Annotated in this window: 18 protein-coding genes and 2 pseudogenes; 8 read left to right on the top strand and 12 right to left on the bottom strand. The window is 41.0% G+C overall.

The genetic code is table 11. From position 1 onward, the window contains the following. Together ACKTT2_RS22045 and ACKTT2_RS22040 are read right to left on the bottom strand one after the other, a co-directional pair. Nucleotides 1-170: pseudogene (locus ACKTT2_RS22045) on the bottom strand (photosystem II q(b) protein); the annotation flags it as partial. A 491-nt stretch (nucleotides 171-661) separates the two neighbouring features. Next, entirely contained in the window at nucleotides 662-1753 is a 1092-nt protein-coding gene (locus ACKTT2_RS22040; protein ID WP_407890578.1) for a glycosyltransferase family 4 protein, read from the bottom strand. A 355-nt stretch (nucleotides 1754-2108) separates the two neighbouring features. Between ACKTT2_RS22040 and ACKTT2_RS22035 the strand changes: the two genes are divergently transcribed. Together ACKTT2_RS22035 and ACKTT2_RS22030 are read left to right on the top strand one after the other, a co-directional pair. After that, nucleotides 2109-2273: a hypothetical protein gene (locus tag ACKTT2_RS22035; RefSeq protein ID WP_407890577.1), complete on the top strand. Its 165-nt coding sequence runs from the start codon at nucleotides 2109-2111 to the stop codon at nucleotides 2271-2273. A 214-nt stretch (nucleotides 2274-2487) separates the two neighbouring features. Beyond that, on the top strand, nucleotides 2488-3339 hold the full coding sequence (locus ACKTT2_RS22030; RefSeq protein WP_407890576.1) for a sulfurtransferase: 852 nt from the start codon (nucleotides 2488-2490) through the stop codon (nucleotides 3337-3339). A gap of 307 nt (nucleotides 3340-3646) precedes the next feature. On the opposite strand, the gene ACKTT2_RS22025 is transcribed toward ACKTT2_RS22030, so the two are convergent. Continuing rightward, complete coding sequence (locus ACKTT2_RS22025) at nucleotides 3647-5482, bottom strand: right-handed parallel beta-helix repeat-containing protein (protein ID WP_407890575.1); 1836 nt, start codon at nucleotides 5480-5482, stop codon at nucleotides 3647-3649. 475 nt (nucleotides 5483-5957) lie between these two features. Next, nucleotides 5958-6152 carry a hypothetical protein gene (locus ACKTT2_RS22020; protein WP_407890574.1) on the bottom strand — a complete coding sequence of 65 codons (195 nt, stop codon included), beginning with the start codon at nucleotides 6150-6152 and terminating at the stop codon, nucleotides 5958-5960. A gap of 216 nt (nucleotides 6153-6368) precedes the next feature. Between ACKTT2_RS22020 and ACKTT2_RS22015 the strand changes: the two genes are divergently transcribed. Then, a complete protein-coding gene (locus ACKTT2_RS22015; protein WP_407890573.1) occupies nucleotides 6369-8876 on the top strand; it encodes a bifunctional serine/threonine-protein kinase/ABC transporter substrate-binding protein in 2508 nt (835 codons plus the stop codon). Nucleotides 8877-8989: 113 nt separating this feature from the next. Here the strand turns inward: ACKTT2_RS22015 and ACKTT2_RS22010 are convergent, their stop codons facing one another. Further along, nucleotides 8990-9202: a hypothetical protein gene (locus tag ACKTT2_RS22010; protein ID WP_407890572.1), complete on the bottom strand. Its 213-nt coding sequence runs from the start codon at nucleotides 9200-9202 to the stop codon at nucleotides 8990-8992. 322 nt (nucleotides 9203-9524) lie between these two features. Between ACKTT2_RS22010 and ACKTT2_RS22005 the strand changes: the two genes are divergently transcribed. Beyond that, a complete protein-coding gene (locus tag ACKTT2_RS22005) occupies nucleotides 9525-10550 on the top strand; it encodes a LeuA family protein (protein WP_407890571.1) in 1026 nt (341 codons plus the stop codon). Here the strand turns inward: ACKTT2_RS22005 and ACKTT2_RS22000 are convergent. The 3 genes from ACKTT2_RS22000 to ACKTT2_RS21990 all read right to left on the bottom strand — a co-directional run bounded on the left by ACKTT2_RS22000 (nucleotide 10530) and on the right by ACKTT2_RS21990 (nucleotide 12776). Then, nucleotides 10530-11135: a J domain-containing protein gene (locus ACKTT2_RS22000; RefSeq protein WP_407890570.1), complete on the bottom strand. Its 606-nt coding sequence runs from the start codon at nucleotides 11133-11135 to the stop codon at nucleotides 10530-10532. The genes ACKTT2_RS22005 and ACKTT2_RS22000 overlap by 21 nt on opposite strands. Before the next feature lie 250 nt (nucleotides 11136-11385). After that, nucleotides 11386-11976, bottom strand: coding sequence for an ATP-dependent Clp protease proteolytic subunit (locus ACKTT2_RS21995; RefSeq protein WP_407890569.1), 591 nt, complete (start codon nucleotides 11974-11976; stop codon nucleotides 11386-11388). 95 nt (nucleotides 11977-12071) lie between these two features. Next, the gene (locus ACKTT2_RS21990) at nucleotides 12072-12776 is read right to left on the bottom strand and encodes an ATP-dependent Clp protease proteolytic subunit (protein WP_407890568.1); all 705 of its coding nucleotides are present in this window, start codon (nucleotides 12774-12776) and stop codon (nucleotides 12072-12074) included. Between the two features lie 536 nt (nucleotides 12777-13312). Between ACKTT2_RS21990 and ACKTT2_RS21985 the strand changes: the two genes are divergently transcribed. Both ACKTT2_RS21985 and ACKTT2_RS21980 read left to right on the top strand, forming a co-directional pair. After that, a complete protein-coding gene (locus ACKTT2_RS21985; RefSeq protein WP_407890567.1) occupies nucleotides 13313-14410 on the top strand; it encodes an RRXRR domain-containing protein in 1098 nt (365 codons plus the stop codon). Nucleotides 14411-14468: 58 nt separating this feature from the next. Further along, a complete protein-coding gene (locus tag ACKTT2_RS21980; protein WP_407890566.1) occupies nucleotides 14469-15716 on the top strand; it encodes a vWA domain-containing protein in 1248 nt (415 codons plus the stop codon). A 262-nt stretch (nucleotides 15717-15978) separates the two neighbouring features. Here ACKTT2_RS21980 and ACKTT2_RS21975 read toward each other — a convergent pair whose 3' ends face one another. Further along, the gene (locus ACKTT2_RS21975) at nucleotides 15979-16065 is read right to left on the bottom strand and encodes a PEP-CTERM sorting domain-containing protein (protein WP_407890581.1); all 87 of its coding nucleotides are present in this window, start codon (nucleotides 16063-16065) and stop codon (nucleotides 15979-15981) included. A gap of 195 nt (nucleotides 16066-16260) precedes the next feature. Between ACKTT2_RS21975 and gloA2 the strand changes: the two genes are divergently transcribed. Then, on the top strand, nucleotides 16261-16647 hold the full coding sequence (gloA2, locus tag ACKTT2_RS21970) for an SMU1112c/YaeR family gloxylase I-like metalloprotein (protein WP_407890565.1): 387 nt from the start codon (nucleotides 16261-16263) through the stop codon (nucleotides 16645-16647). Between the two features lie 267 nt (nucleotides 16648-16914). After that, a complete protein-coding gene (locus tag ACKTT2_RS21965; RefSeq protein WP_407890564.1) occupies nucleotides 16915-22905 on the top strand; it encodes an EAL domain-containing protein in 5991 nt (1996 codons plus the stop codon). A gap of 4 nt (nucleotides 22906-22909) precedes the next feature. On the opposite strand, the pseudogene ACKTT2_RS21960 reads toward ACKTT2_RS21965, so the two are convergent. The 3 genes and pseudogenes from ACKTT2_RS21960 to ACKTT2_RS21950 all read right to left on the bottom strand — a co-directional run bounded on the left by ACKTT2_RS21960 (nucleotide 22910) and on the right by ACKTT2_RS21950 (nucleotide 25337). Continuing rightward, nucleotides 22910-23815 (bottom strand): annotated as a pseudogene (locus ACKTT2_RS21960) (YheC/YheD family protein). 255 nt (nucleotides 23816-24070) lie between these two features. Beyond that, nucleotides 24071-24253 carry a DUF8622 domain-containing protein gene (locus tag ACKTT2_RS21955; protein ID WP_407890563.1) on the bottom strand — a complete coding sequence of 61 codons (183 nt, stop codon included), beginning with the start codon at nucleotides 24251-24253 and terminating at the stop codon, nucleotides 24071-24073. A gap of 7 nt (nucleotides 24254-24260) precedes the next feature. Further along, nucleotides 24261-25337, bottom strand: a complete 1077-nt coding sequence (locus ACKTT2_RS21950) for a PIN/TRAM domain-containing protein (protein ID WP_407890580.1) — start codon at nucleotides 25335-25337, stop codon at nucleotides 24261-24263. Nucleotides 25338-25495: the final 158 nt, after the last annotated feature.

Genomic DNA, 25495 nt, shown 5'->3' with positions numbered 1-25495 from the left:
GGAGGAGCAGCGATGAAGGCGATGATGAAGCAGATTGTTGCAGAAAGCAGTGTGGGGATCATCAACACGCCGAACCAGCCGATGTAGAGGCGGTTTTCGGTGGAGGTAATCCAGTTACAGAACTGCTCCCATACGCTTGCGCTACCGGCGCGTTGTAAGGTTGCTGTCATGATTTTATGATTGCGGTTATTGTTTTATAAATCAGGCTTGTTATGTGCCTGTATTTTTACTTTACATCTATTTACTTAAGTTTATAATCTAATTTCTTTATTAGAAGTAAGTTGAAATATTAGCTTGAGTTATGATTCATGAGTTAGCTTTGGCAGAACGCTGTTGCTTTCCTCATTAAGTGCCAATTAATCTAAGTGATACAGAAGTTTAAGCGGCGCGATCGACACTTATGTAGTTGAGCGCGATGAATTCTGATAATAGGCAACTCAAAGCTATCAATGTTCGTTCTTTAATTAGGAGAAATTTAAGTTACAGCAAATGCTCCCTTCATAAGGGAGCATATTACAGCAGTTTTCAAGTAAATGAACCATACTATGCTCTTGTGATACGGATAGCAGCGCCGTGCATTCGAGGGCAGGCGAGGACGCCCGCCCCACAAATTGTGGTCTATTAACCTGAAAATTGCTGTAATTAATCAAATAAGATGTCGTTATCGCCTAAAAGCTGTAATTGATTCTAACGAATTTCTCAGTGCAGAATTAAACCACCTTCTAAAGTTGCGATCGCCAACGATTTTCTCATAAATTGCCTCATAGCCATCAACCATTTGAGCAACGCTAAACTTATTCTCCACGTGTTCTCGGCATTTCTGGCGATCGAGTTCCAACGCTTTAGGTATCATCGCCGCCATCTCTTCATAACTTTGGCAGACAAAACCCGTCTTTCCATGAGCAATCACTTCCGATACAGAACCCATATTCATTGCAATCACTGGTGTACCAGTTGCCATGGATTCAGCCATCACCAACCCAAAAGGTTCGCACCAAGTGATGGGGAACAGAGTGATTGCTGCATTTCCCAAAAGCTCAGCTTTCTGGTCGTGATTCACCTCACCTAAAAATTCGATTTGCTTACCATCAATGTGGGGAGCAATTTCTTCTTCAAAAAACTTCTTGTCTACAACATCCACTTTACCCGCCATTTTCAAACGCCAGCCCGTTTGCTTGGCGATATTAATAGCGTGTTGCGGTCCTTTTTCTGGCGAGAAGCGTCCTAAAAATGCCAGATAAGATGGTTCTTGAGGTTTGGCAAAAAATGGAAACGCAGAGACGTTGATACCGTTATAAACTGTGCCAACGTAATTTATATTTAACAGACGCTGGGCATCACTGATGCTGATGTATGGTTGCGTGTGGTAACGCCTGAATACTTTGCTGTTGTCGCGAGTGAAGATTCCGTGTAGAGTATGTACTGTCGGTGTTGACACCGTACTAGCCCAAGGTAATGACCAAACTCCTATGTGGGAGTGGATAATATCGAATTCAGCAGCGTGTTCGTAAGCTTGGCTAGCGTGCAGGATATCATACATTACGGGTTCTTTAATACTTGTATCCAAGCGCAATGCATGAGGACTACCCGCTTCTAGACGAGCGAGGGTCTTAGAATCGCCAGAAGCAAACAATGTGACATCGTGACCTCTACGTACCAATTCATCAGTCAAACGACTCACAACTAACTCAGTACCTCCATAGGTGGTAGGAGGAACTTGTTCCCATAAAGGCGCGATTTGTGCAATTTTCATAATGATTATGGTTCACCAGTTACAAGCTCATGAGTTTGAGCTATTTCCAGACAAAGATCGAAAATCTTCTACCGGTATCTGCAACCAACTGTCACCCAACTAGTAGTTAACTACCAAGTCGTAGCGCATTGTCGAACCGAGAAACTCATCTCCACGTGAGTGTTGTACATTTACTAATATCTATGCTAAAGCTAGATTTAAGTGAAGACATCTATCTTAAGGCAGCTTTTTTGTAAAGTTTTGTTGACAAAGTTGTTACTTGGCGTGAGTTTTGTTCTTAATTAAATTTTAGTTTTTCAGTAGCAATACAAATCCTTTAAATTAAAACAAATCATTAATATTGGGATTATTTGTTGTGACTAACGATGATACCTTAAGCATTATTGAATTGCTGTTGCAAGAGTCACATGAAACTATGAAAACTGGATACTACCATATAGAGTCTATCAACAAATGGCATCTCGACCATCAAATTGATGCCGAAGCTGCATATCAGTATTGGGAAACTCGCAAAGAGTAGCACATAAAATACAAGTCAGTGAATAGATTATGTAGGTAAATAAACACATGACATCTCAAAATATGTTTAAGAAAAAGCATTACGCTTAACATCTACTCTCAACACAAAATTTTATGATTGCTTGGTAGCTTAGGAACTTCCATATAAAAAAATAAAAATAAATTCCTAAGTTTCACTTCTGCTCGAGCATTCATAATAAAGGAGAAAGGCAGAGATGGAAGTAAAACTGCTCCTCACACCGATACAATTGGCTGAAATTTTACTTCAGAAATCAACCGTCATTATTGATACCCGCCCTTCACAAGAATATGCTGTTTCTCACATTCCCGGTGCAGTCAATATCAATGAAATTTTCACCTATTTGGCGTCTTCTACATCATTCGGCTTATCTAGCTTGCAGTCGGACTTTGCAGATCTGTTTGGTGCAGCTGGAATTTCAGGTACGGAACAAATTGTTATTTATGAAGATGCCATGAACTCAGGTTATGGTCAATCTTGCCGGGGTTACTTTTTACTGAAATATCTAGGCTGTTCTCATGTATCCATTTTACATGGTGGCTATAAGGCATGGTTAGCAGCGCAAATGCCAACCACGACGGAAATTCCTCATCAGGAACGCAAAATTTTCTCTCTCAACATAAATTCTTCCATCTTGGTCACCACAGAACAAATGTTGCAAGCTCTTGACAATCCAGAAATCATTAAGCTAGATGTCAGAGATTACGATGAGTGGATCGGAGCAAGTTCCTCTCCTTATGGAGTCGATTTTTGCCCCCGCAAAGGTAGGATTCCTGGCTCAGTTTGGATTGAGTGGTATCGAATGATGATACCCAATTCTGAAATTTCTATGTTCCGCCCTGTTGAAGAAATCCTTGAAATTTGTCAGTCTGTGGGTATTACACCAGAGTCAACGGTTTACGTTTACTGTTTCAAAGGGTCTAGAGCTGCTAATACCCTCATTGCCCTTAAAGAAGCAGGCATCAAAGATGTCAGGAATTATTTTAGCTCTTGGAACGAGTGGTCTCGCGATTTCTCTTTGCCTATTGACGCACTGTTTTTACCTTGATATGCGGTTGTAGGCATTGTAAAAGTGCTAAAATTTCTAACATGGGTTTTTGTAGCTTTCTGAGTTGTCGTTGTGGTAGACAACAACTCTACTACGAAAGCCCTCTTGATTTTTCAGGTCTTCTCACTTCACGAGGACTTGTCATATTCCTTAACCTCACTTCACTACCACCATCTCTCTTCACAATTGGCAAAGGTATTGAGAGGAGGAAAACCGTTTGCCTACGAGTGTCCTCCTCTTGAAAACCTCAACCAATAAATGTGCAAAATACACAGCACATTAGCTTAAGGTAAACACACCAGTCTTCTCAATCACGACTTGCATACTCATAAGCACCTATATCAGTACCAGCACCTTGAGGTCGTTGTACACCATCCTTATCGCGCTGTGCATACTGACCAATTGCTGAAGAACCAGTATCAATTGCTGGCGATGCAGATGTAAGATGGAAATCATTGCCACTTGAGTTGACAAATCCAGCTGATTGAACCTTGGTGTTGTTGTTAGCGCTCAGGTTATCAATTCCAGTTCCACCTTCATAGAGGTTCTCATACTTGTTCGAGAACAAGTTATTGTCCAAAGTCAGATTGCCCGCATCTTCAATCAACCCATTCCGGTAGGTACTATCGGTAAAGATATTGTTGCGAATCACAATGTCAGTGGGTTTATAACCGCCAGCCACATAACTTGAGCCATCGACTTCAATGGCTTCAACATTCTTAACAACGGTATTGTTGACAATCTCAACGTCACGAACATTACTGATAACGCCAATTCCTCGACCAGAATTCACTCCTTGTAGTCCATTGCCATAAATAAGGTTGTTGTAGACTCGAATATCAGAGACATCCCCTTGATTAGGTACTTCATCTGCAATGACAATTCCATCACCAACGTTGTCAGTGATTACATTGTTGTAGACGTCAACATTAAACGTATCAGAACTGAAACCATCTACGTAGATCGCAGGACCACCTTGATAGCCCTGATTTGTACCAGAAATCGAGGCTTGACCAGTTACATAGTTGTCATGGACGGAGCCATTGCGAGAACCAGTTTTGATGTCGATACCTTCGCGTGTACCATCTTTAACGGTATTATTAGCTACCTCGAAACCATCCACACCCCAAATGCTTAACGACTCTTGCGTCTTAAGGGGATCATCGCTCCCATCGCCCCTACTACCTTGCCATCTTGCATTGGCTTTTTCAACAGTGTTGTTGAGCACCTTAATATTTTTACTGGTAACCTGCTCTTCTCCACCGCCAAAGTAACTATCAGGCATGGCAATGATACCTGAGGAACCAGTGTTGTAGGTATGGTTGTTTTGAATAGTTATATTGTTGGCATCACGCACAGAGATTCCAGCCCAAGATGTGTCTTCAATGCGGAAACCATCAATAACCCAATTACCTTTACCCACTGACTGAATAACTCCTTCTCGGAAACCTCCATTGACGGGGTCAGGGTCACGCAGTGTGACATCACCATTGGCTTTGAGTGTGATATCACCTAATTCAGAGTTACCAGATTTACCAAGGGTAACTAGCTCACTGTAAGTACCTGGTTGAACCAAAATAGTGTCACCTGCCTCGACAGCAGAGTTCTCTCCAACTGCGTAGTTAACGCTTTTCCAAGGTTTATCACTTGTACCTGGATTGTCATCACTACCATCTGGTGAAACATAGTACACAGTACCAGAGTTACTGGCTGTTGGCGTTGAAGAAGATATGGATTCTGTCGGTGCAGAATTAGACGATGGAGACGTTCCACTAGAATTACTGGAGTCCTGAGTCAACTGACTTACATTAGAGTCACCGACGAGTGTATCTTGTCCTCCTGTCAAAGGGTCTTTATTACTACCATCATAGAGATTGTCATTGCCATTGTTAACGAGGCTTCGATCGTTATTAGACAGACCGGGCAAGGTACTGCTTCCATTGTTACCATCAATCTGGTTCCCACTAAAACCGTTATTGGTCCAAGAATCAATGGTCTCCTGTACACCTTTGGAAATCCCACTACCTTGTCCATTCATATTTAGAGTGGGATTTTGAGGATTGCTGGGATTAGTGATGACATCGGGGTATGAAGCCAAGACATTATTTTGAAGTACCTGAGATTGAGAATTTGTAAAGCTCATGATTTTGCCTCCATCAAGTTCTTCGTTAACCTTGTAACTGGAGATGACCCGAAGAAAGGCAGGACCCTGAATATTACAGCAACTGAGTTAAGCCCTAAAACTTTGTAGAGACTTCGTGGTTACTAGAGGAGTGCACGTTAAATCTCAACTTTCAACAGCAGACAAAATGCCTCTGTTGTTGAAGCTTTTCACAGTTAGGTAATTATCCGGCAAGACTTAGGTAAATGCTTCAATAGTTTCAGGCTTAGCCATTGCTTGTTAAGTTTATTGAGATGTTCGACCTAAGCACCCTTGAAGCTTGGGATGAATTTTTTTTCCTTGTACATTATATCAAGACTGAGGCAACAGTCAAGCAACAAGCGTGATTTTTTCTGCTACCCACCATCAAAGACAATGTGATTGACACTCCCCGGCATTAATGCACGGGGATTCTAAAAGAGAGGGCTTTCGGACTTCCGTAAAAGTTTTGTAAAATCTATTGCTCGTGTATGAAAGCTAGACGTTTGCGTTGTATTATCCAGTTTCTACAAACTTGTGTAGCAAGTTGTATCTCTTTGTCAGTTAAAAGTTCATCAGATTTTCCAGACACTAAAATCCTGGCGACTTCTGCTGCCTTATGATATTCCACACCACGTTTGACTAGTTCTGTATGGAAAAATTCTTCTTTCACGCGAGGCGGAGCCTCTAGGAATGCATTCCTAGCCAGAGGCTAGGAACGAGAGTCAAGAGAGTTGCGGATGAGGGGTGGCATCTCTCATTGACTAGCTGTATCCTTCAAGAAGTCGGGGATATAACTGAGTGTTCGACAAAGGGCATATAAGGGAGAATAAATGGTAGTAGTCTATGGGTACAAGACACGTCAACTACCATCCATCTTGACAATTGTATGACTTACTGTATCAATCCCAGATGTAGAAATCCTTATAACCCTGATGGTAGGCTGTTTTGCTGTGCCTGTGGTTCGGAATTACTTTTAGAAGGTCGCTACCGAGTCGTTGAAGTTCTGGAAAAACGACCGTATACAGCAGTTTATGAAGTTTTAGAGAAGGGAAGAATTAAAATTCTCAAAGTTCTAGAACAGCCACGTGACAAATTGGTGGAGTTATTTGAGAAAGAAGCAAAAGTTTTACAATCCATCGATCGCCCTGGCATTCCTAAAGGATACAGCTACTTTCAATTCAAAGCAAAAGATAGTACAAGTTTATTCCCTTGCTTTGTGATGGAGAAAATCGAGGGCTTAAATTTACAAGAGTATATACAACAAAGAGAAACCCGTCCTATTCAGGAAGCATTGGCAGTTGAGTGGTTGTTTAAGTTGGTCAATATCATAGATATAATCCATGAGAAAAGGCTGTTTCATCGAGATATTAAACCATCCAATATTATGTTAAGGTCTGATGGAGAACTCGTATTGATAGACTTTGGTGCAGTGAGAGAAATAACTGATACTTACTCTGAAGCTTTAGCTAAAGAAGAGGTCACAACAATTTCTTCTCAAGGATACACTGCACCAGAACAATGTCAAGGTCAAGCCGTCCCTCAATCAGATTTTTTTTCTTTAGGTCGTACATTTGTTTATTTGCTGACGGGTAAAGAACCTTACGAGCTTCCTCCCGATCCTAAAGATAGGGAAAGAAAAATTTGGCGTAATAACGTACAGATTTCTGAGGCTCTGGCAAATTTTATTGATGATTTGATCGAACCATTGCCTAACAAGCGCCCGCAAAATACAAAAATCATTTTACAAAGATTAATAGAACTCCAAAAAAGTTACGGACTTCAGTTGGAAGAACGAGGTGAAATCAACATTGGATATCAAAAAATAGAAATTTCAAAAAATGTCTTATCTGAACCAACATACGTTCAATCTACATATTATGAAAATCATGGCTGCGAAGGCGATTATAATTTAAACCTTGTTGATACTTTAGTAAACTCTCAACTAAGAGAAGACTGTCATGCGACGAATAATGATACTCCGAAAAAATTCCCAGCAAAAAGGCTGTTAATAGGTATATCTGTACTTGCTGCTGTTTTAGTCGGGGGAATTGCTTTATCTTTTGTCAATCGAGTGGATGGTTGTTCCAAGAGTACTTTTAGCAAATTCGCAACCGATGATAACATAAGTTGCGGAGAGCAAATTATTATTACTCAAAGCATCAATATGGAAAAAGAAGAAGGGGTGAAAGCATTTGCAGCAGGAAAGTATGAAGTTGCGCTCGCTCTTTTAGAGGAGTCATGGAAAAAGAATTCCGATCCCGAAACCTTAATCTACTTAAATAATGCTCGGATTTCTCAACAAGCCCCAAAAAGTTATACGTTTGCTGTTGTTGTTCCTATGACAAACAATAACGATAGTATCAATGTTAGTAAAGAAATGTTGCGGGGAATTGCTCAAGCTCAAGATGAATTTAATAAAAGTCCCAATAACAACTACAAAATTAAAATTCTCATAGCCACTGACAGCAATAACCCTTACCAAGCTAAGAAAATAGCAGAAGCTTTAGTAAAAAAACGAGATGTTCTAGGCGTTGTTGGTCATTTTACTAGCGATACCACTATTAGTGCTGTCGATATCTACCAACAGCATAAGTTACCACTGATATCTTCTACCGCTACCTCAAAAGATTTATCAACTGTGTGTCGTCAATCCCAATGTTATTTTCGCCGCATAGCGTACACTGACAGGGATATTGCTCAAAATTTAGCAAGCTATATGCTTACAAACGCTAAAAAACGAAAAGCAGCCGTCTTTTTTAATGAAACAAGCAACTACAGTCTTTCGATGCGAGACACATTAGAAAGGAGCTTTACTGCAGGTGGAGGGAAAATTGTTAAAGAGTTTGATTTGTCTGCACCAAACTTTAATTCCAGTCAAGCTATGAGTGAAGTCCAAACATCAAGTGCTGACGTACTGGTTATACTTCCCAATAATGATGGTTTGATCTCTGAGACTGTGTTTCGCTTGATTCGTGCCAATCGATTACGTTACCCAATTGTAGGCGGAGATAGTCTTTTCATGCCTAATATCTTAGAAGGGGCTGGCGATAATGTAGAGGGAATGGTGGTAGGGATACCCTGGCATTACTTGAGCAGCCCTAACCAACAATATACGCGAGCTGCTATTAAATTATGGGGGGAACCAGTCAATTGGCGTACAGCACTGTCTTATGATGCAACTCGCGTGTTTGTAGCTGCTACTGAAAAGCTTTCGTTTGTCAGTCGCGAGAGTTTGGAACAAACAATGGCAGAGCGGAATTTTACAGCAACAGGTGCTACAGGAGAAATTTCGTTTCTCAATAATGGCGATCGCAAAGAACAAAATATTCAACAATTAGTTACAGTCAAACCTCATCCAAGTACGGGACAATTACAATTTGTGCCTCTCAAATAGGTTAAATGTCATTTATCATTCGTCATTGGTCGTTTGTATAGATTCTAGCAATTTTTGCCATTTGTCTGGTGCCTGCTACTTAAACTGTTTCTATATTCAGTGCAAAATTTTTACTATCCTCCTTTCAGCAATTTTTGTAAAGTTTCTGGTAATTTTGTGACTTCTCGTAACAAATCTTCAGGACTAAAGCCAAAAACTGTCAAGATGACGACAATGAGAAACAGAGCGATCGCAGTACTAATAACTGTTTTAAATACACTAAATAATGCCCTGAAAACCAACAAAGCTACAACTAAGGCAGCAATCAGAATAATTAAAGATGACATATTTTTCTTTTAGCCCAGGTTTATAATATTCCTACAGAAATAGCAATATTGTATCCGATGCAGATCCAAAATCTTAATAAATATTTTATCTTTAAAAGTCAGTAAGCGATCGTTTGATCGGACCCATATTTGTTAGTCTTTATAAAGAAAGTTTTTTGTTTTTTTGCTGTAGCCAGCCTAAACGATTCTATAAAAAATTTTAAGTACTGTAGGGTGGGCATTGCCCACTAGAAAGTCTCTTGGCTGGCAATGCTCACCCTAGATAGATTTTGCCAATAAAATAGAATTGCTATATTTGTGTAACAATGTAAAGAAGCAACTAATGTCAAATAAAACTGATTGCGAGCGTAAATCTAGTACTAAAATTTTAGATGCAACTTTACGTGAAGGCGAACAACAAGCAGGAGTTCGTTTTAGCAGTCAAGAAAAAATCAAAATTCTTCATCTTTTAGAAGAATTTCAAATAGATTGTGTAGAAGTAGGTCATCCAGGAATTTCAGCAGAAGATGAACAGATTTGTTTAGAAGTTGCTCGATCAGCCCGTTCTACACAAATTTTGATGCATGCTAGAGCCAACGTTGAAGAAATACAAGCTGCTAAACGAGCCAACGCTGATTGGGTAGGAATTTGGGCTTCAGTTAATCATTTAGCAACGGAAACTAAATTTGTGAACCGCAACAAAGAATATATTAGCCAAAAAATACAAGTTGCGATCGCCGAAGCCAAAAAATTAGGTTTAAAAGTACGCTTTACAATTGAGGATGCATCTCGAACGGTTTGGGATGACATTGAATGGATAACTGAGATTGCACTGATAGCGGGAGCAGAACGTATCAGTTTAGCCGATACAGTTGGTATTTTGGAACCATTGACTTGTGATGCACTCGTATCGCGATTTGTCAACAGTTTTTGTTGCGAACTTGAAATGCATTTACACAATGACTTTGGTTTAGCCGTAGCAAATGCACTTGTCGCTATTGATGCTGGAGCCTCCGTTATCGATACATCTATTTTAGGAATTGGGGAAAGAACGGGTATCACAGATTTACTTCAACTAGCGGTTATTCTTCACCAAAAGAGAGGAGAAAACCGCTTTCCCCTAGAACAAATTCCTCAATTAGCCCATGCTATACAACTAGCAACCGGCTATCAACCAGACGAACTCAGACCAGTGGTTGGGAAAAACGCCTTTACTCACACCTCAAAGTACCACGTGCAAGCTGTAGAGCGTAACCCCAATTCCTATGAAGCGTATCCACCTGAATTAGTGGGTCGAGTCCGAAGAATTGAACAGCAACGTCCACCAGTTGATGAGCATACAGTTAGCTTAAAAAATCTTCTGCTCTAAACGCTCAAAATCTCGCTGCACTTCAACCCACAAAGTTTTGTTGTTGGGATCGGTCTTCAGAGCTTTCTTAAGATAAATTTTAGCTTTTAAAGGCTGATTGTCTGCGATGAGCGATCGCCCCCATAGTTGATATGCAATAGCCTGCCATTGACGAACTTCCGCATCATCAGGGAGACGCTGTGCTAATGCTTCCGCCAAAGCAGTTGCTTGTGGGAAGCGCTTTTGCTTCAAGAACTGTTGCAATTGCTCGTAAGTACGCCACTTCAACCGCCTTTCTATTTCTATAACACTGGGCGGTTTTGGTTTTGGTTTTTCCTTCTTTGGAGGTTCCGGGCGCGGCGAAGTTTCCTGACGTTCAACTGTTTGTGACTGAGTTACCTGTCGGAACGTGTTTTCTTGAGGGACAACCTGCAACAAAAGTTTATATGCCTCAGTGACGGCAATAAACTTTTCTTTCGCTCTTGTGTCGTCTGGGTTGATATCAGGATGATACTGCTGTGCCAAGCGACGATACGACAATTTGATGTCGGAAAAAGAGGCTCCCGACCTCAAACCTAATAAACGGTAACAATCTCCTAGATCCATCTGAGCTATCAGCGTGAGACGAATATCAGCTATTAGCTTAAAGCCAAAGCGTGAAGTTTTTATGATGATAATGACTCAACTTTGGGTTTAAAGTCCACAATTTACATTTTTTTGGGGATTGGGGATTGGCGAAAAGGGGATTGGCGATTGGAGTGCGCTTACTTATGCTTGTCCTTTTCCTAGTTCCTATTCCCCATTGCCCCTCAACAAGGAGGGAACCGCGAGTTCCCCAGTCCCTAATCCCCAACACCTACCTTTCTTCAATCACGCGGTCAATTAAACCGTACTCCTTCGCCTCTTGAGCGGACATCCAGTAGTCGCGGTCAGTATCTTTTTGAATTTTCTCTATAGGTTGACCTGTGCGAGATGCTAACATTTCATTGAGTTGCTGCCGCATTCTTAAAATTTGCTTAGCTTCAATTTCAATATCAGTCGCTTGACCCTGAGCACCGCCAAGAGGTTGGTGAATGAGAATTCGAGTATTGGGCAAAGCCAAACGTTTGCCCTTGGTTCCTGCTGCTAGGAGGAACGATCCCATGGAAGCTGCCATACCTACGCAAATTGTGACAACATTCGCTTTGATATGCTGCATTGTGTCATAGATAGCAAGCCCTGCTGTCACCGAACCACCAGGGGAGTTGATGTAAATACTAATGTCCTTGGTTGGATCGTCAGAATCCATATAAAGTAGTCTAGCGATGATGGCATTTGCCATACCATCGGTGACCTCTCCACTCAGGAAAACGATTCGTTCCAAAGCAAGACGTTCGTAAATATTAATCCACTGGGTATAAGGTTCCCCAGGAAAACGATAAGGGACTCTAGGAACACCAATTGGCATAATAGTTCAAAATTCTTGTATTCAAAGTTTAAGCTAGAAAAAAAACCGCGATAAGCCGGAGGCTTAACGGCCAAAACCGTATCGCAACTGACCTATTAAGATTTAACAGGGAGAGCAGCCGCTACAACTTGAGGAAGTTCTTTTGCACTTTCTAATACCCGGTCAATCAAGCCATATTCTTTGGCTTCTTGAGGTGACATATAGTACATACGATCCATATCTTTAGAGATTTTCTCTGGAGGTTGTCCGGTGTTCCGAGAAAAAATTGACAGGATCATTTGCTTGTTTGTTAGCACCTCTTGTGCTTGAATTTGAATGTCTGTTGCTTGACCGTAGCCAGTGCGACGTTTTGCCTGGTGCAACACAATCGACGCATTGGGGAGACTTGCACGGTAACCCTTAGTTCCTGCAGATAGAATCATAGCTGCCGTACCCATTGCCTGACCAATACAAATGGTATTGACTGGTGGCTTAATATAGTTCAGGGTATCGCAAATAGCAAATGCTTCCGTTTCAGCACCAATTGCATCTCCGGTGTACCAAGAAGTACCAGTAGAGTTGATGTAAATGTAAATTGGCTTTTCCGGATCGTCGTACTGTAGGTAGAGAAGCTGAGCAATGATCAGTTCTGTTACGTCTACTCCCAGTTGCTGTTTATACTCATCCGGTGAAACCAAAGGCAGTCCCAAGTAAATGATTCGTTCCTTCAGCATAAGAGAAGGTAGATCGGGTGGCGGAGACCGGTAGAAGCTATCGCCATAATATGGGGCTTGAACAGCCTTGATGGGTGAGGTTTCCATAGCAACTGTTGCTCAATTAATTCCGTTAACTGTACTACATCCTAACGCGATGCCAGCTCTATTGGGGGTGTGGATTTCTCTCTAGGGGATTGGGGACAAGGGGGACAAGGGGGACAAGGGGGACAAGGTAGACATGGGAAAAGTACTAATAACTTAATCCTTAATTCCCAATCGCCAGTCCCCAGTCCCCAATAACTTATGAAGTGATTGTTAAAGTTCTTATCACAAAGATTTTCCGAAGAACAGAAATGGCGGTTTGAAGTTATCTATAAATAAGTATAGCCCGTGTGAAACTTTGGGGGATTGTCACTGACCCCCGAATTCTATTCGGGGGCTTGCATTCTTGGAGGTTCACCGACTCCTAAATGCGAGACTAAAACAGCGTCTAGACGCCAGCCATACAGCTGGGACAAAAAACTGAACAACTTGTGCGGTGGTACGCTAAAGTACGACTTTTGGATGCTTCCCTAGTCTAAGTCCTCTACAGTTGTCAGTGTCGAAGGGATATATATACCTAGCGATAGGATTTATCGTAAATGTTTGTACCAGTAGTTGACAAAAATAATTGTCCTTTAATGCCAACAACACCCGGTAGGGCGAGACGTTGGATTAAATCGGGAAAAGCTACACCATTCTTCAAAAAAGGAGTCTTTTGTGTTCGATTAAACCAAGAACCATCGAATAGAAACACGCAACCAATAGCGGTAGGAGTAGATCCAGGGAGTAAGCGTGAAGGTTACACAGTAAAGTCCCAAGCTCATACTTACTTAAATATCCAAACTCATGCTGTTGATTGGGTACAAGACCGTGTAGAAGTTCGGCGCAATATGCGACGTGCTAGAAGATATCGTCATACTCCTTGTCGCCAAAATCGTAAAAACCGACTGGTTATCAAACAGAAATTACCACCATCAACACGCAGTAGATGGCAGTGGAAATTACGGATTTGTAAATGGCTGACCTCAATGTTTCCAGTTTCTACCTTTGTAGTTGAAGACATCAAAGCCAAAACTTGGAAAAAAGCACACAAGTGGAACTCAATGTTTAGCCCTTTGGAAGTTGGCAAAAAGTGGTTTTACTCAGAACTAGAGCGATTAGCTAATCTAGAAATCAGAACAGGCAATGAAACTTACGAAATGCGGCAAGAATTAGGACTGAAGAAATCTAAAAACAAACTATCTAACAAATTTGATGCTCATTGCGTTGATTCTTGGGTGCTTGCTAACTGGTTTGTTGGCGGTGAGACAGTACTGTGGGAGGGTTTCCCTCAAAGTACTGCGACCTTGAAGGGACATACCAACCCTGACAACACCGCATTAATCGAGGTTGTTCCTTTGGAATTTCATCGCCGTCAACTACACAGATTACAACATCAATCGGGACACATCAGACCTCGCTATGGTGGAACAATCAGCGATGGTTTAAAACGTGGCTCGCTGGTTAAGCATCCTAAATACGGATTCTGTTATGTAGGCGGTTGGCAAGAATCACCTACCACAAAAGACCCCAATAGAAAAACAATTAGCTTGCACAGTCTCAGCACTGGTAAGCGATTAACTCAAAATGCACTATCCAAAGATTGTAAGTTTTGTACTTATAGCTCTTGGAGAATCACTGCCGTCAAAACGGCTTGACTCGGTTTTCCTGCGCGTTCCTTAAGTACGCAGTTTCCCACCTCGTAGGAGTTTTTAGATGAAGGTTAGCTTGCAGCCAGCTCTCAATGATGGCAATTTAGATGCAAATCAATCTAACAGTCAACGTCAGTTGGCAATTTCCATTTCTGCAAAGCCGGAAATGATGGATCGGAACGTCCCTCTCAATCTATGCCTCATTCTCGACCATAGTGGTTCTATGAGTGGACGACCACTGGAAATTGTCAAAAAAGCAGCAATCCGCTTGGTTGACAGACTCAGCCCTGGCGATCGCCTCAGTGTTGTTGTGTTCGATCACCGCGCCAAAGTTCTGGTTTCCAATCAATTGCTGGAAAATCCAGAACGCATTAAGCAACAAATTAACCGTCTTGCTGCTGATGGCGGAACTGCAATTGATGAGGGATTGCGTTTGGGTATAGAGGAACTGGCAAAAGGAAAAAAAGAAACTATTTCCCAAGCCTTCTTATTGACTGACGGTGAAAACGAACACGGTGACAACAACCGTTGTTTAAAATTTGCCCAATTGGCTGCTGGCTATAGTTTAACTTTGAATACCTTGGGGTTCGGTGACAATTGGAACCAAGATGTTCTGGAAAAAATTGCTGATGCTGGTGGTGGAACTTTATCTTACGTTCAGCAACCAGAACAGGTGGTGGATGAGTTTGGTCGTTTGTTTACCCGCATTCAAACTGTGGGATTGACCAATGCTTACTTACTTTTTTCACTCGTACCTCATGTGCGCTTAGCAGAACTAAAACCTGTCGCCCAAGTCGCCCCAGACACAATTGAATTACCAGTACAACTGGAAATGGATGGACGGTTCTCCGTTCGTTTGGGCGATTTAATGAAGGATGCAGAACGTGTTGTGCTAGCAAATATTTATTTGGGACAGTTACCAGAAGGTAGGCAAACCATCGCCAAAGTTCAGGTTCGCTACGACGATCCCGCTCAAGATAAGACAGGATTACTTTCAGAAACAATTCCTGTTGAGGCAAATGTTATTCGTTCCTACCAACCTGCTGGTGATACTCAAGTGCAGCAGCATATTTTGGCACTTGCTAAATATCGACAAACACAACTTGCTGAAGCAAAATTGCAACAGGGCGATCGCGCTGGTGCTGCTACAATGCTGCAAACTGCCGCTAAAACTGCTCTACAAATGGGAGATACTGGCGCGGCGACTGTCCTACAAACTTCTGCTACTCGCCTGCAAGCAGGAGAAGAGTTATCGGAGAGCGATCGTAAGAAAACCCGGATTGTTTCCAAAACTGTTTTGCAAGATTCTTAGTTGGTAGATGGCGGTATCTGCAATTCATCTTTCACCTCGTTCCCAGGCTGCGCCTGGGAATGCCGTCCTAGGAAGCTCCGCCTCCCGTATTCAGCAAAAACTAGCTCCGCAGAGCCTCAGAGATTACATTCCCAGGTAGAACCACCGAAACGAGAAAACGAGAAAAAACTTGGGAACGAGAAAAAACACAGCATCCAGTCTCGATCGCGAAAATCCCTCTTCCCTAACCCCTAGCACCTAACTCCTGACCCCTAGCCGATCGCTAGCTTAGAAGTTTTTGTGTTAGTAAACTACCTATAGCTACAGCAATCAACCCACCAATAACACCAGGCTCTGGTACAGCCCTTATGAAGGGATGAACATCACTGGTGTGACAGGTTGAACTCAGGCAATTTCTACACTGATAGAATTAGGGGCAATTGACTAAGGTGATTTCCAGAAATTTAATTACCGGGGAATCGGTAAGCTGTCGTAGGGGCGCAAGGCATTGCGTCCCTACAGAGGTAAAATCTTTCTCGGAAATTGACTAAACTTGGAAAAAATTATGAAAACAACTGGAATTCATCATGTAGCCATTATTTGTTCTGATTACGAACGCTCAAAAAAGTTTTATGTAGAAGTTTTAGGGTTTTCTATTATTAAAGAAACCTACCGCGCTCACAGAAATTCTTATAAATTAGATTTACGAGTGGGAGAAAATCAACAAATAGAACTATTTTCTTTTCCATCGCCTCCCAAAAGAGTCAGTAGCCCTGAAGCTTGTGGTTTAAGACATTTAGCTTTTCAAGTAGATAGTATTGAGCAAGCCGTTAGTTATTTAGAATCACAAGGAATAGAAGTAGAAGATATCAGAATTGATGAAATAACAGGGAAAAAGTTTACATTTTTCAAAGATCCAGACGATTTACCCCTTGAAATTTATGAAAATTGATGTGGTTAAGCTACCATTTGCTAACTACCTTTAAGAGGATGTTTGAAAAGTCATGATTGATGTATCAAATATTTTTTACCCCACCCTAGCGCTCCCCTTTCCAAGGGGAGGGAACCGGAAATAGCCCTCCCTTTGGAAAGGGGAGGGAACCGAAAATTCAATTTCCCCCCTTTATAAGAGGGGATTAAGGGGGGTAATGCGATTAAAATCACAACTAACCACTTTTCAAACAACCTTTAACTGCATATTGGATGAGGGTGACTGCAGATGTTAACGATTTCCGATTACTGCATTGTGACTCAACTGTATGAAAGCGCCAATTCTCTGATTTATCGTGGTTACCGAGTATCAGATAAGCAACCTGTTGTGCTGAAAATGCTCAAAGATGCCTATCCAATTCCAGAGCGCATTGCTTGGTTTAAAAGAGAATATAAGGTCACCCGCGACCTCCTGACAATACCAGGAGTGGTGGATGCTTACACTCTGATACGCGACCAAGAACGCCTGATTATGGTTTTAGAAGATTTTGGGGGCGACTCCTTAACTTTGTTGGGAATTGCGGGTCAACTGGAGTTATCTGCGTTTCTGAAGTTGGCGATCGCGATCGCTAAAATTTTAGGTCAAATTCATGCTGCCAATATTATCCACAAAGACATTAATCCCAGCAATATTGTTCTCAATCCAACCATTGGGAAAGTCAAAATTATTGACTTTGGAATTTCAACCGTACTTTCACAGGAAAACCCCACCTTTAGCAATCCTAACATCTTAGAAGGCACACTCGCTTATATCTCCCCGGAACAGACAGGAAGGATGAATCGTGCGATTGACTATCGCACCGATTTTTACTCTTTAGGTGCTACCTTCTATGAATTACTGACGGGTATTTTGCCATTTGAGAGTTCAGATGCATTGGAATTAGTCCATAGCCATATTGCCAAACAGCCAATACCACCATGTGAACTCTTAGGAGCACATAGCCATGCGCCCCTACCCCCAATAATTTCAGATATTGTCATGAAGTTAATGGCAAAAAATGCTGAAGACCGCTACCAATCAACTTACGGGCTTTTGGTGGATTTAGAAACCTGTCTGCACCAGCTACAGACAAATGGACAAATTGATGCCTTTCCCCTTGGTCAGCAAGATATTTCAGAGCGCTTTCAAATTTCGCAGAAATTGTATGGTAGAGAGCGAGAAATAGAAACGTTGCTAGCTGCATTTGTTCGCGTAGCATATCCGGAGAACATAGGTGTCGCCACCACCGCAGGGAGAGAGACAATCTCTCAATCTAAAATCACGCCACTTGCTTCAACTCTGGTTCCCAGAGCAACGCAGTGGCTCCAAAATCTAAAATCCAAAATCGAAATGGTCTTAGTCGGAGGCTACTCTGGTGTAGGAAAATCAACCTTAGTTCAGGAAGCCCATAAACCGATTACTGCTAGAAGAGGGAATTTTATCTCCGGTAAATTTGACCAGTACCAGCGCAATGTTCCTTACTACGCTATATCTCAGGCTTTCAACGATTTGTGCAATCAAATGTTGACCGAAAGTGAAGCAGTATTAAGCGAATGGCGAGATAAGATTTTAGCAGCAGTTGGTAATAACGGACAAGTATTGATAGATATTATCCCCAATTTGGAACGAGTTATAGGTCTGCAGCCGCCTGTCGTTCAAGTAGGACCATCAGAAGCACAAAACCGTTTCAATTTGGTCTTTCAAAACTTTATCCAAGCCATTTGTCAGCGATCGCATCCCCTAGTCCTATTTATTGATAACTTGCAATGGGCGGATAGCGCATCCTTGAATTTGCTCAAAACAATAATGAGCGATACAAATATTCAATATTTACTTATTATTGGCACATATCGAGATAACGAAGTGGATGCTATTCATCCATTGGCGATCGCTTTAGAGGAAATCAAACAAAAACAAGGAATTTTGTCATTTATTCATTTAGATAACCTGCTTCCACAAGATGTCAACGCTCTTACCGCTGAGGCATTGGCTTGCTCACCCACCTCAACGCAGCCGTTAACGGATTTAGTGTATGAAAAAACTCAAGGTAACCCCTTTTTCACCACTGAGTTTTTGAGGTCGCTCTACACCGAAGGATTATTAACTTTCAACAAACCAACGCGAAAGTGGGATTGGGATGTCAGACAAATTCAAGCTAAGGATTTTACAGATCGTGTCGTGGAATTGATGGCGAGCAAGATTGCTAAGTTAAATGTTGCTACCCAAACCGTTTTACAGTTAGCAGCTTGCATCGGCAATCCATTTAATTTATCCGTTTTAGGGACGATCTATCAACATCAACCTGTTGAGGTCTTAGCTGATTTGTTTCCAGCGATACAAGAAGGTTTAGTGATTCCCTTGAATAACAAGTACAAATTAATCGAAGCGGGAGATAATTTTGCAGCAGGTGAAGCTATTTTTACCTTCTTGCACGATCGCGTACAACAAGCTGCCTATTCCTTAATTGATGAAGCACAAAAAACAGCAGTTCATTTACAAATAGGTCGCCTACTATTGCAGAGTACCCCACCTGAGGAGTTATCAGAGAAGATATTTGAAATAGTCGATCGCCTCAATTTAGGTCTTGATGTAGAGACGTTATGTATAACGTCTCTACATCAAGACGAACGAGATGAGATTGCCAAACTGAATTTGATAGCGGGTCAAAAAGCAAAGTCAGCAATGGCTTATGAAGCGGCACTCAAGTATTTAAATGTAGGGCTGGCTCTATTAGCAGAAGATAGTTGGCAGACTCAGTATGACTTGACGCGAGATTTGTATGAGTCAGCAGTATATGCGGAATATTTAAGCACTAACTACGAACGAAGCCAACATTTGTCTGATGTTGTTCTACAACAAGTTAAGACAGTGCAGGAAAAAGCTAATGTGTATGAAATTAAAATTCAGCTTTATATCGCTCAAAACCAGATGCAAGACTCAGTAGAGATTGGGCTGCAATTTTTGAAGATGTTAGGTATATCTCTGTCACATTCTCCACCAAGCGAAGTGATTATTGATGATTTAGACAATCTTCCACCAATGAGTGCTCCTGATAAGCTGGCTGCTATGCGGATTTTAAAGGCTATATGGTCTCCAAGTCATATGACAAATTCCTCACTAGCTCCATCGATCGTATTTACTATGGTGGAGCTATGTCTAAACTATGGAAATTCATCCTTTGCTGCTTTTGCGTATGTTTTATATGGCTTGCTTCTTTGTAGGACACAATCCAACCTCGATTTGGGCTACCAACTTGGAAAACTCTCATTAAAAATGTTGGAACAGTTTGATGCTTCAGAAATAAAAGGTAAAGTTCACTTAATGTTTAACTGTTGTATCAGACCATGGAAAGAACATAAAAGTTCGACTTTAGAATCTTTATTAGAGACACTTAAAATATTAATCGAAACTGGAGACATAGAATATGCATCTTATGCAGCTATTAACTACTGCTCTAATTTACTTTTGGTGGGAAAACCCTTAGATTATGTTAAGCAAAAGTATAATACTTATATAAGTCTAATTCAATCAATGAAACAGGATTTTTCTCTAAATTATGTCAAAATTTGGGGTCAATTAGTATTAAATTTAAGAGAAAATTCTATAGAATCTAACAGATTGATGGGAGAGATGTTTAATGAAAGTGAAATGCTACCTATTTTACAAAGAAAGAAGAACTCGCAATCGCTATTTGTTATCGAGCTAGCAAAAACAAGGTTAAATTATTTATTTAAGAAATATACGTCAGCAGTTAAGAACGCTGAAAATGCAGCAGCGAATAAACAATCTTTGGAAGGTCTACTGGCTTCTGCTGAACATAATTTTTATTATTCTCTCTCGCTTCTAGCCAATTATCCTAACCAAAATGTTCAAGAACGGAAACAATATATAGAACAAGTGGCAGTTAACCAAAAGGAAATGAAAACTTGGGCTGACCATGCGCCGATGAATTTTCAGCACAATTACGATCTAGTAGAGGCAGAAAAGGCACGAGTTTTGGAACAAGTCTTTGAAGCAATGAAGCTTTATGAACGAGCTATAAAAGGAGCAAGGGATAACGGATATATTCAAGAGGAAGCATTAGCTTATGAGTTAGCCGCAAATTTTTATTTGGCGCATGGAATAGAAGAATTTGGCAAACTCTACATGACAAAGGCTCACTATGGCTATGTTTGCTGGCAAGCTACGGCAAAGGTCAAGGATTTAGAACAAAGGTATCCTCAGTTTTTTGCTCAAGGGTCGTCTTGTACGGGCGAAACATCATTCGCCCTGACAACAATTTCAACAACTGATTCAAATAAACTCGATATGGCTAGCGTTCTCAAAGCGTCTCAAACTCTATCGAGTGAAATTGTGCTCAATACCTTATTGGAAAAGATGATGAAAATTGTCCTCGAGAATGCCGGGGCTCAAAAAGGTTATCTCATTTTGAGCAAACAAGGACAATGGGTTATTGCGGCATCAGGAAGATTTGATAATAATGAATTCAAAGTTTTACCGTTTATTCCTATTGAAGCAGTCAGTAGCAGCAACAATATCCCAATGGTACCTCTGAGCATAATCAATTACGTAAGCCGAACTCAAGAAAGTATCATTTTGAACGATGCCATGCACGAAGGGCTTTTTACCCGCGATCCCTACATCGTAAAACACCTGACGAAATCAGTGTTGTGTGTGCCGCTATTGAATCAAGCCAAATTGGCGGGTTTCCTTTACTTAGAAAATAACCTGACCACTGGAGCCTTTACTCCAGACCGTTTTAAAGTATTAAAGTTATTAACTACTCAAGTATTAATCTCAATTGAAAATGCAAAACTTTATACTAACTTACAAGATTATTTTGAAAAACTTAAGGTTACTAATACGGAACTATTGGAAGCTAACAAGCGTTTAGAAGCTGAGATTACCGATCGCAAGCGGGTAGAGTCACAACTGCATCATGCTGCGTTCCATGATGCATTGACGGGTCTACCAAACCGCGCTTTGTTTATAGACCGCCTTAGAAGTGCGCTCAAACAGGCAAAACAGCACATGGATTATCTATTTGCTGTCCTGTTTCTGGACTTGGATGGCTTTAAAACGATCAATGACAGCCTTGGACATTTAGTTGGAGACCAATTCCTAATTGCTATTGCCACCAGGTTAAAAGTTTGCCTGAGACCGAGGGACACAGTTGCACGTCTCGGGGGAGACGAGTTCACAGTTCTGCTTGAGGAGCTTCAGGATATCAGTGACGCATTCCACATTGCTGACCGGATTCATCAGGCACTGTCGTTGCCCTTTCATCTTGATGGGCAAGAAGTATTTACTACCGCAAGTATGGGCATCGCCTTAAGTGTCGGCTATGACCGACCAGAAGATTTACTCCGCGATGCTGACACCGCAATGTATCGAGCTAAGGCTTTGGGTAGGGGGCGCTATGAACTCTTCAACCCAGGTATGTATGCTAATGCTGTTGCCCGATTGCAGTTAGAAACAGATTTACGGCGTGCTCTTGACCGCCAAGAATTTCAAGTTTACTATCAACCAATTGTGTCGCTTACAAGTGGCAGGATTACAGGTTTTGAGGCTTTGATCCGCTGGCAGCATCCAGAGCGCGGTCTCGTTTCTCCATTAGATTTTATCCCAGTGGCGGAAGAAACTGGACTGATTGTCGCAATTGGCTATTGGGTGCTGCACGAGGCTTGTCTCCAGATGCAAGCTTGGCGGGTGCGTCATCGCTCCAATTCGCTCAAGAAAATCAGCGTCAATCTCTCAATCAAACAGTTTTCCCAGCCGGATTTGATCGAGCAGATAGTGCGAATTTTGCACCAGACGAGTCTTGATGCCTCGTCTCTTGTGCTAGAAATTACTGAAAGCGTCATCATGGAAAACAGCGATCGGACTACTACCTTACTCTTACAGCTTCAAAATTTGGGCATTAAGTTGTCAATTGATGACTTTGGAACTGGTTATTCATCATTGGGTCGTCTTCATAGCTTTCCAATTCATGGGTTAAAAATTGACCGCTCCTTTGTTAGCCCAATAAACTCTAATGGTAGGAATTTAGAGATTATTGAGACAATTGTTACACTGGCACAGAAACTAGGTTGTGAAGTGACAGCCGAAGGCGTGGAAACAGCCTCTCAACTTGCACTCCTCAGATGGTTGAATTGTGAATACGGACAGGGGTATTTTTTCTCCCATCCATTGGACAGTTTAGCAGCAGAGGCGTTAATCATAACCAATCCTCTATGGTAGGAAACTAGGTATTATTTAAAGCAAAAATTAGAGGAAGTTTAATACTTGTGCGTCTAAGCTCTTTATATCGAAGAAATTCTGTAGAATTTTCTTCATATAAACTAGCGATCGCCTTAAATATCTTCCGTCCAGGTTGAGAGTTGGCTTCTAAAACGAGGGGACCTTTATCTAAAGTCAATAAAATATCAAAACCAATTTCTGTAAAATTACCAATTTTTTCATGAATTTTGTGACAGCATTCCAGGCAAATATCTGTTATTCTAATTATCTCTAAATCAATACTTCTACCATAATTTTTTTGATAAAATTATCTCAACTCATAAATAGATAGAGCTTTACCATCACCATTGATATTTGTAATCCAAGAATGTTTGCTACCAATCCTCGCTCCCATACCTGTAACTTGGTAATTTGCGTTTCCAGAGTTTTGAACTAGCACTCTTACGTCAAAATGTGAATTATCTAACTCAAAAACTTTGGCTTTTGGCTGAAGTAGATAAGAGCTTGAATTGAATTTTGCTTTCAGAGTTTCTAATAATTCTTTGCGATTAATTACCATACAGCTTTTTGTCATCAAATAAAAAGCTTCTCGATCGTGTTGGCTTTGCTTAACGATCGCAATGCCCTTTCCTCCATGCCCCTTAATTGGCTTTATATATATACAGTTACTGTAGTTTAAAAAACTCTCTATCATTTCTTCTGAAGCATTGTCGATAAGAATAGATTCAATTGTAGGAATATTATTCTCAATTAAAAAATTATAAAATAACATTTTGTTTTTTACTAAAGAACCTAACTCCAAAGGATTTAGGAAATTAAAGTTATTTTGTCTCAAAAAGCAATTAAAATCTCTGATTAATGTTTTCTCATGAGTACGAGCAATAAATCTATAATAGAGATTATTCGGCATAATGTGTCTGTTAGCAACCCACGCACCATCACAAAAGCTATACCCGTTGATTTCAAATTCTCCTGGCTGCCAAGTCAATGGAGAAAATACTAAAAGCTCGATGGCAAGATTCTGAGCTTCATTTGCCATCTCTTGCAACAAAGCGGTTTTTGCTCCAAAAAGAGCAGTGTTTTCATGGTACTCTCTAGCGACAACACCAAGAGTTTTTTTCATAATTTCTATAAGACTTTCTCAAGCCAACATCTCAAATTTTGTTCAATTTTTCTTCTTTGCTTTCCACGTTCCTCCGTAAACGTAAAATGGGTTATTTTGACTGACTTTTTCCCAACAATTAGGGCAAACAAAAACCCATTGCCCATCCTCTTCGTACTTCACTCGATAAAGAACCGATGCGGTTAATCCACATCGGCTGCAAAGTTTAACTCTAATTCTTGTCATGTCGATCTCATGCGATCGCAGAAGCTTGTGGTTTGGCAAAAATCATCCTTCCTGCGGAAGTTTGCAAAGCACTTGTAACGACGACTCGGATTTCGCCTCCTACATAACTACTGCCTTCTTCCACCACAACCATTGTGCCATCGTCGAGATAGCCAATGCCTTGAGTTGGTTCTTTCCCTTCTTTAAGTACCTTAATGTCAATATTGTCACCAGGTAAGTAAGTAGGACGAACTGCATTTACCAAGTCATTAACATTCAGTACGGGAACTTTCTGTACGCTAGCCACTTTTGATAAATTGTAATCATTGGTCAGTAACGTACCGCTAATTTCTTGAGCAAATCGCACTAACTTAGCATCAACAGTTGTAATGTCCTCATAGTCAGTAGGGTTAATTACAATCCGCTCTGGATAAGTCCCTTTGATTCTGTTAAGAATTTCCAGTCCGCGTCTCCCTCTAACTCGCTTTTGGTCTTTACTAGCATCAGCAACTTGCTGTAATTCTTGTAAAACAAACTGGGGTACGAGCAGTTGCCCTTCTAAAAACCCAGTTTCTAGCAGTGATTCAATCCGACCGTCTATAATACAGCTAGTGTCTAAAACTTTGGTCGTAGCAGGTTTTAAAGTCCCTTCCACGACCATTGACTCTACCGTATTGGGACTAATCAGGCGCAATAATCCTCGTCCGTGGGAATCAGCTAAGTTCATGCCCGTGTATGACAGAACTATACTACCCACAACAGCGACCAAAGGTTTAATAAATCCAAAATCTGCTGGAATTGGTAGCAAAAATAGGGGAGCAAGCATCAAGTTAGCTATCAGTAGCCCAACAACCAAGCCAATGGCACGAGTTAAAATGACATCAAATGGTAATTCTCGGACTTGTGCTTCCAAGCGTCGGTATCCTGTCTGGAACCTTAATCCAATTGCACCGCCAATGATAGCGGTGAATGCAGCAAAGACTAGACGTAAAGCTTCTTGGTTGCTAACACTAGCCAGAACTCCTCTTGGGAATAAGTCTATAGTGTAATAACCTATACCCGTTGCTGCTAGGACGAATGAAAAAATAATAATTGCATCAACCATGATGGTGTTGTTTTCTTGGAATTGTGCTAACCCGAACAAGGTATTTTTTATTTCCTCGGTACGATAGATTTAGATATAAGGATAAAGTGTAAAGTATCCCTTATCCTTCATACACTTCTAAGCGTTTTGTTTGAAAGATATGCACTTATTATAACCAA

The sequence above is a fragment of the Scytonema hankhaensis NUACC26 genome (assembly GCF_045865695.1).
Taxonomy (GTDB): domain Bacteria; phylum Cyanobacteriota; class Cyanobacteriia; order Cyanobacteriales; family Nostocaceae; genus Scytonema.
The sequence above is the reverse complement of the archived record's forward strand: the minus strand, read 5'-3'. Positions and strand labels throughout refer to the sequence as shown.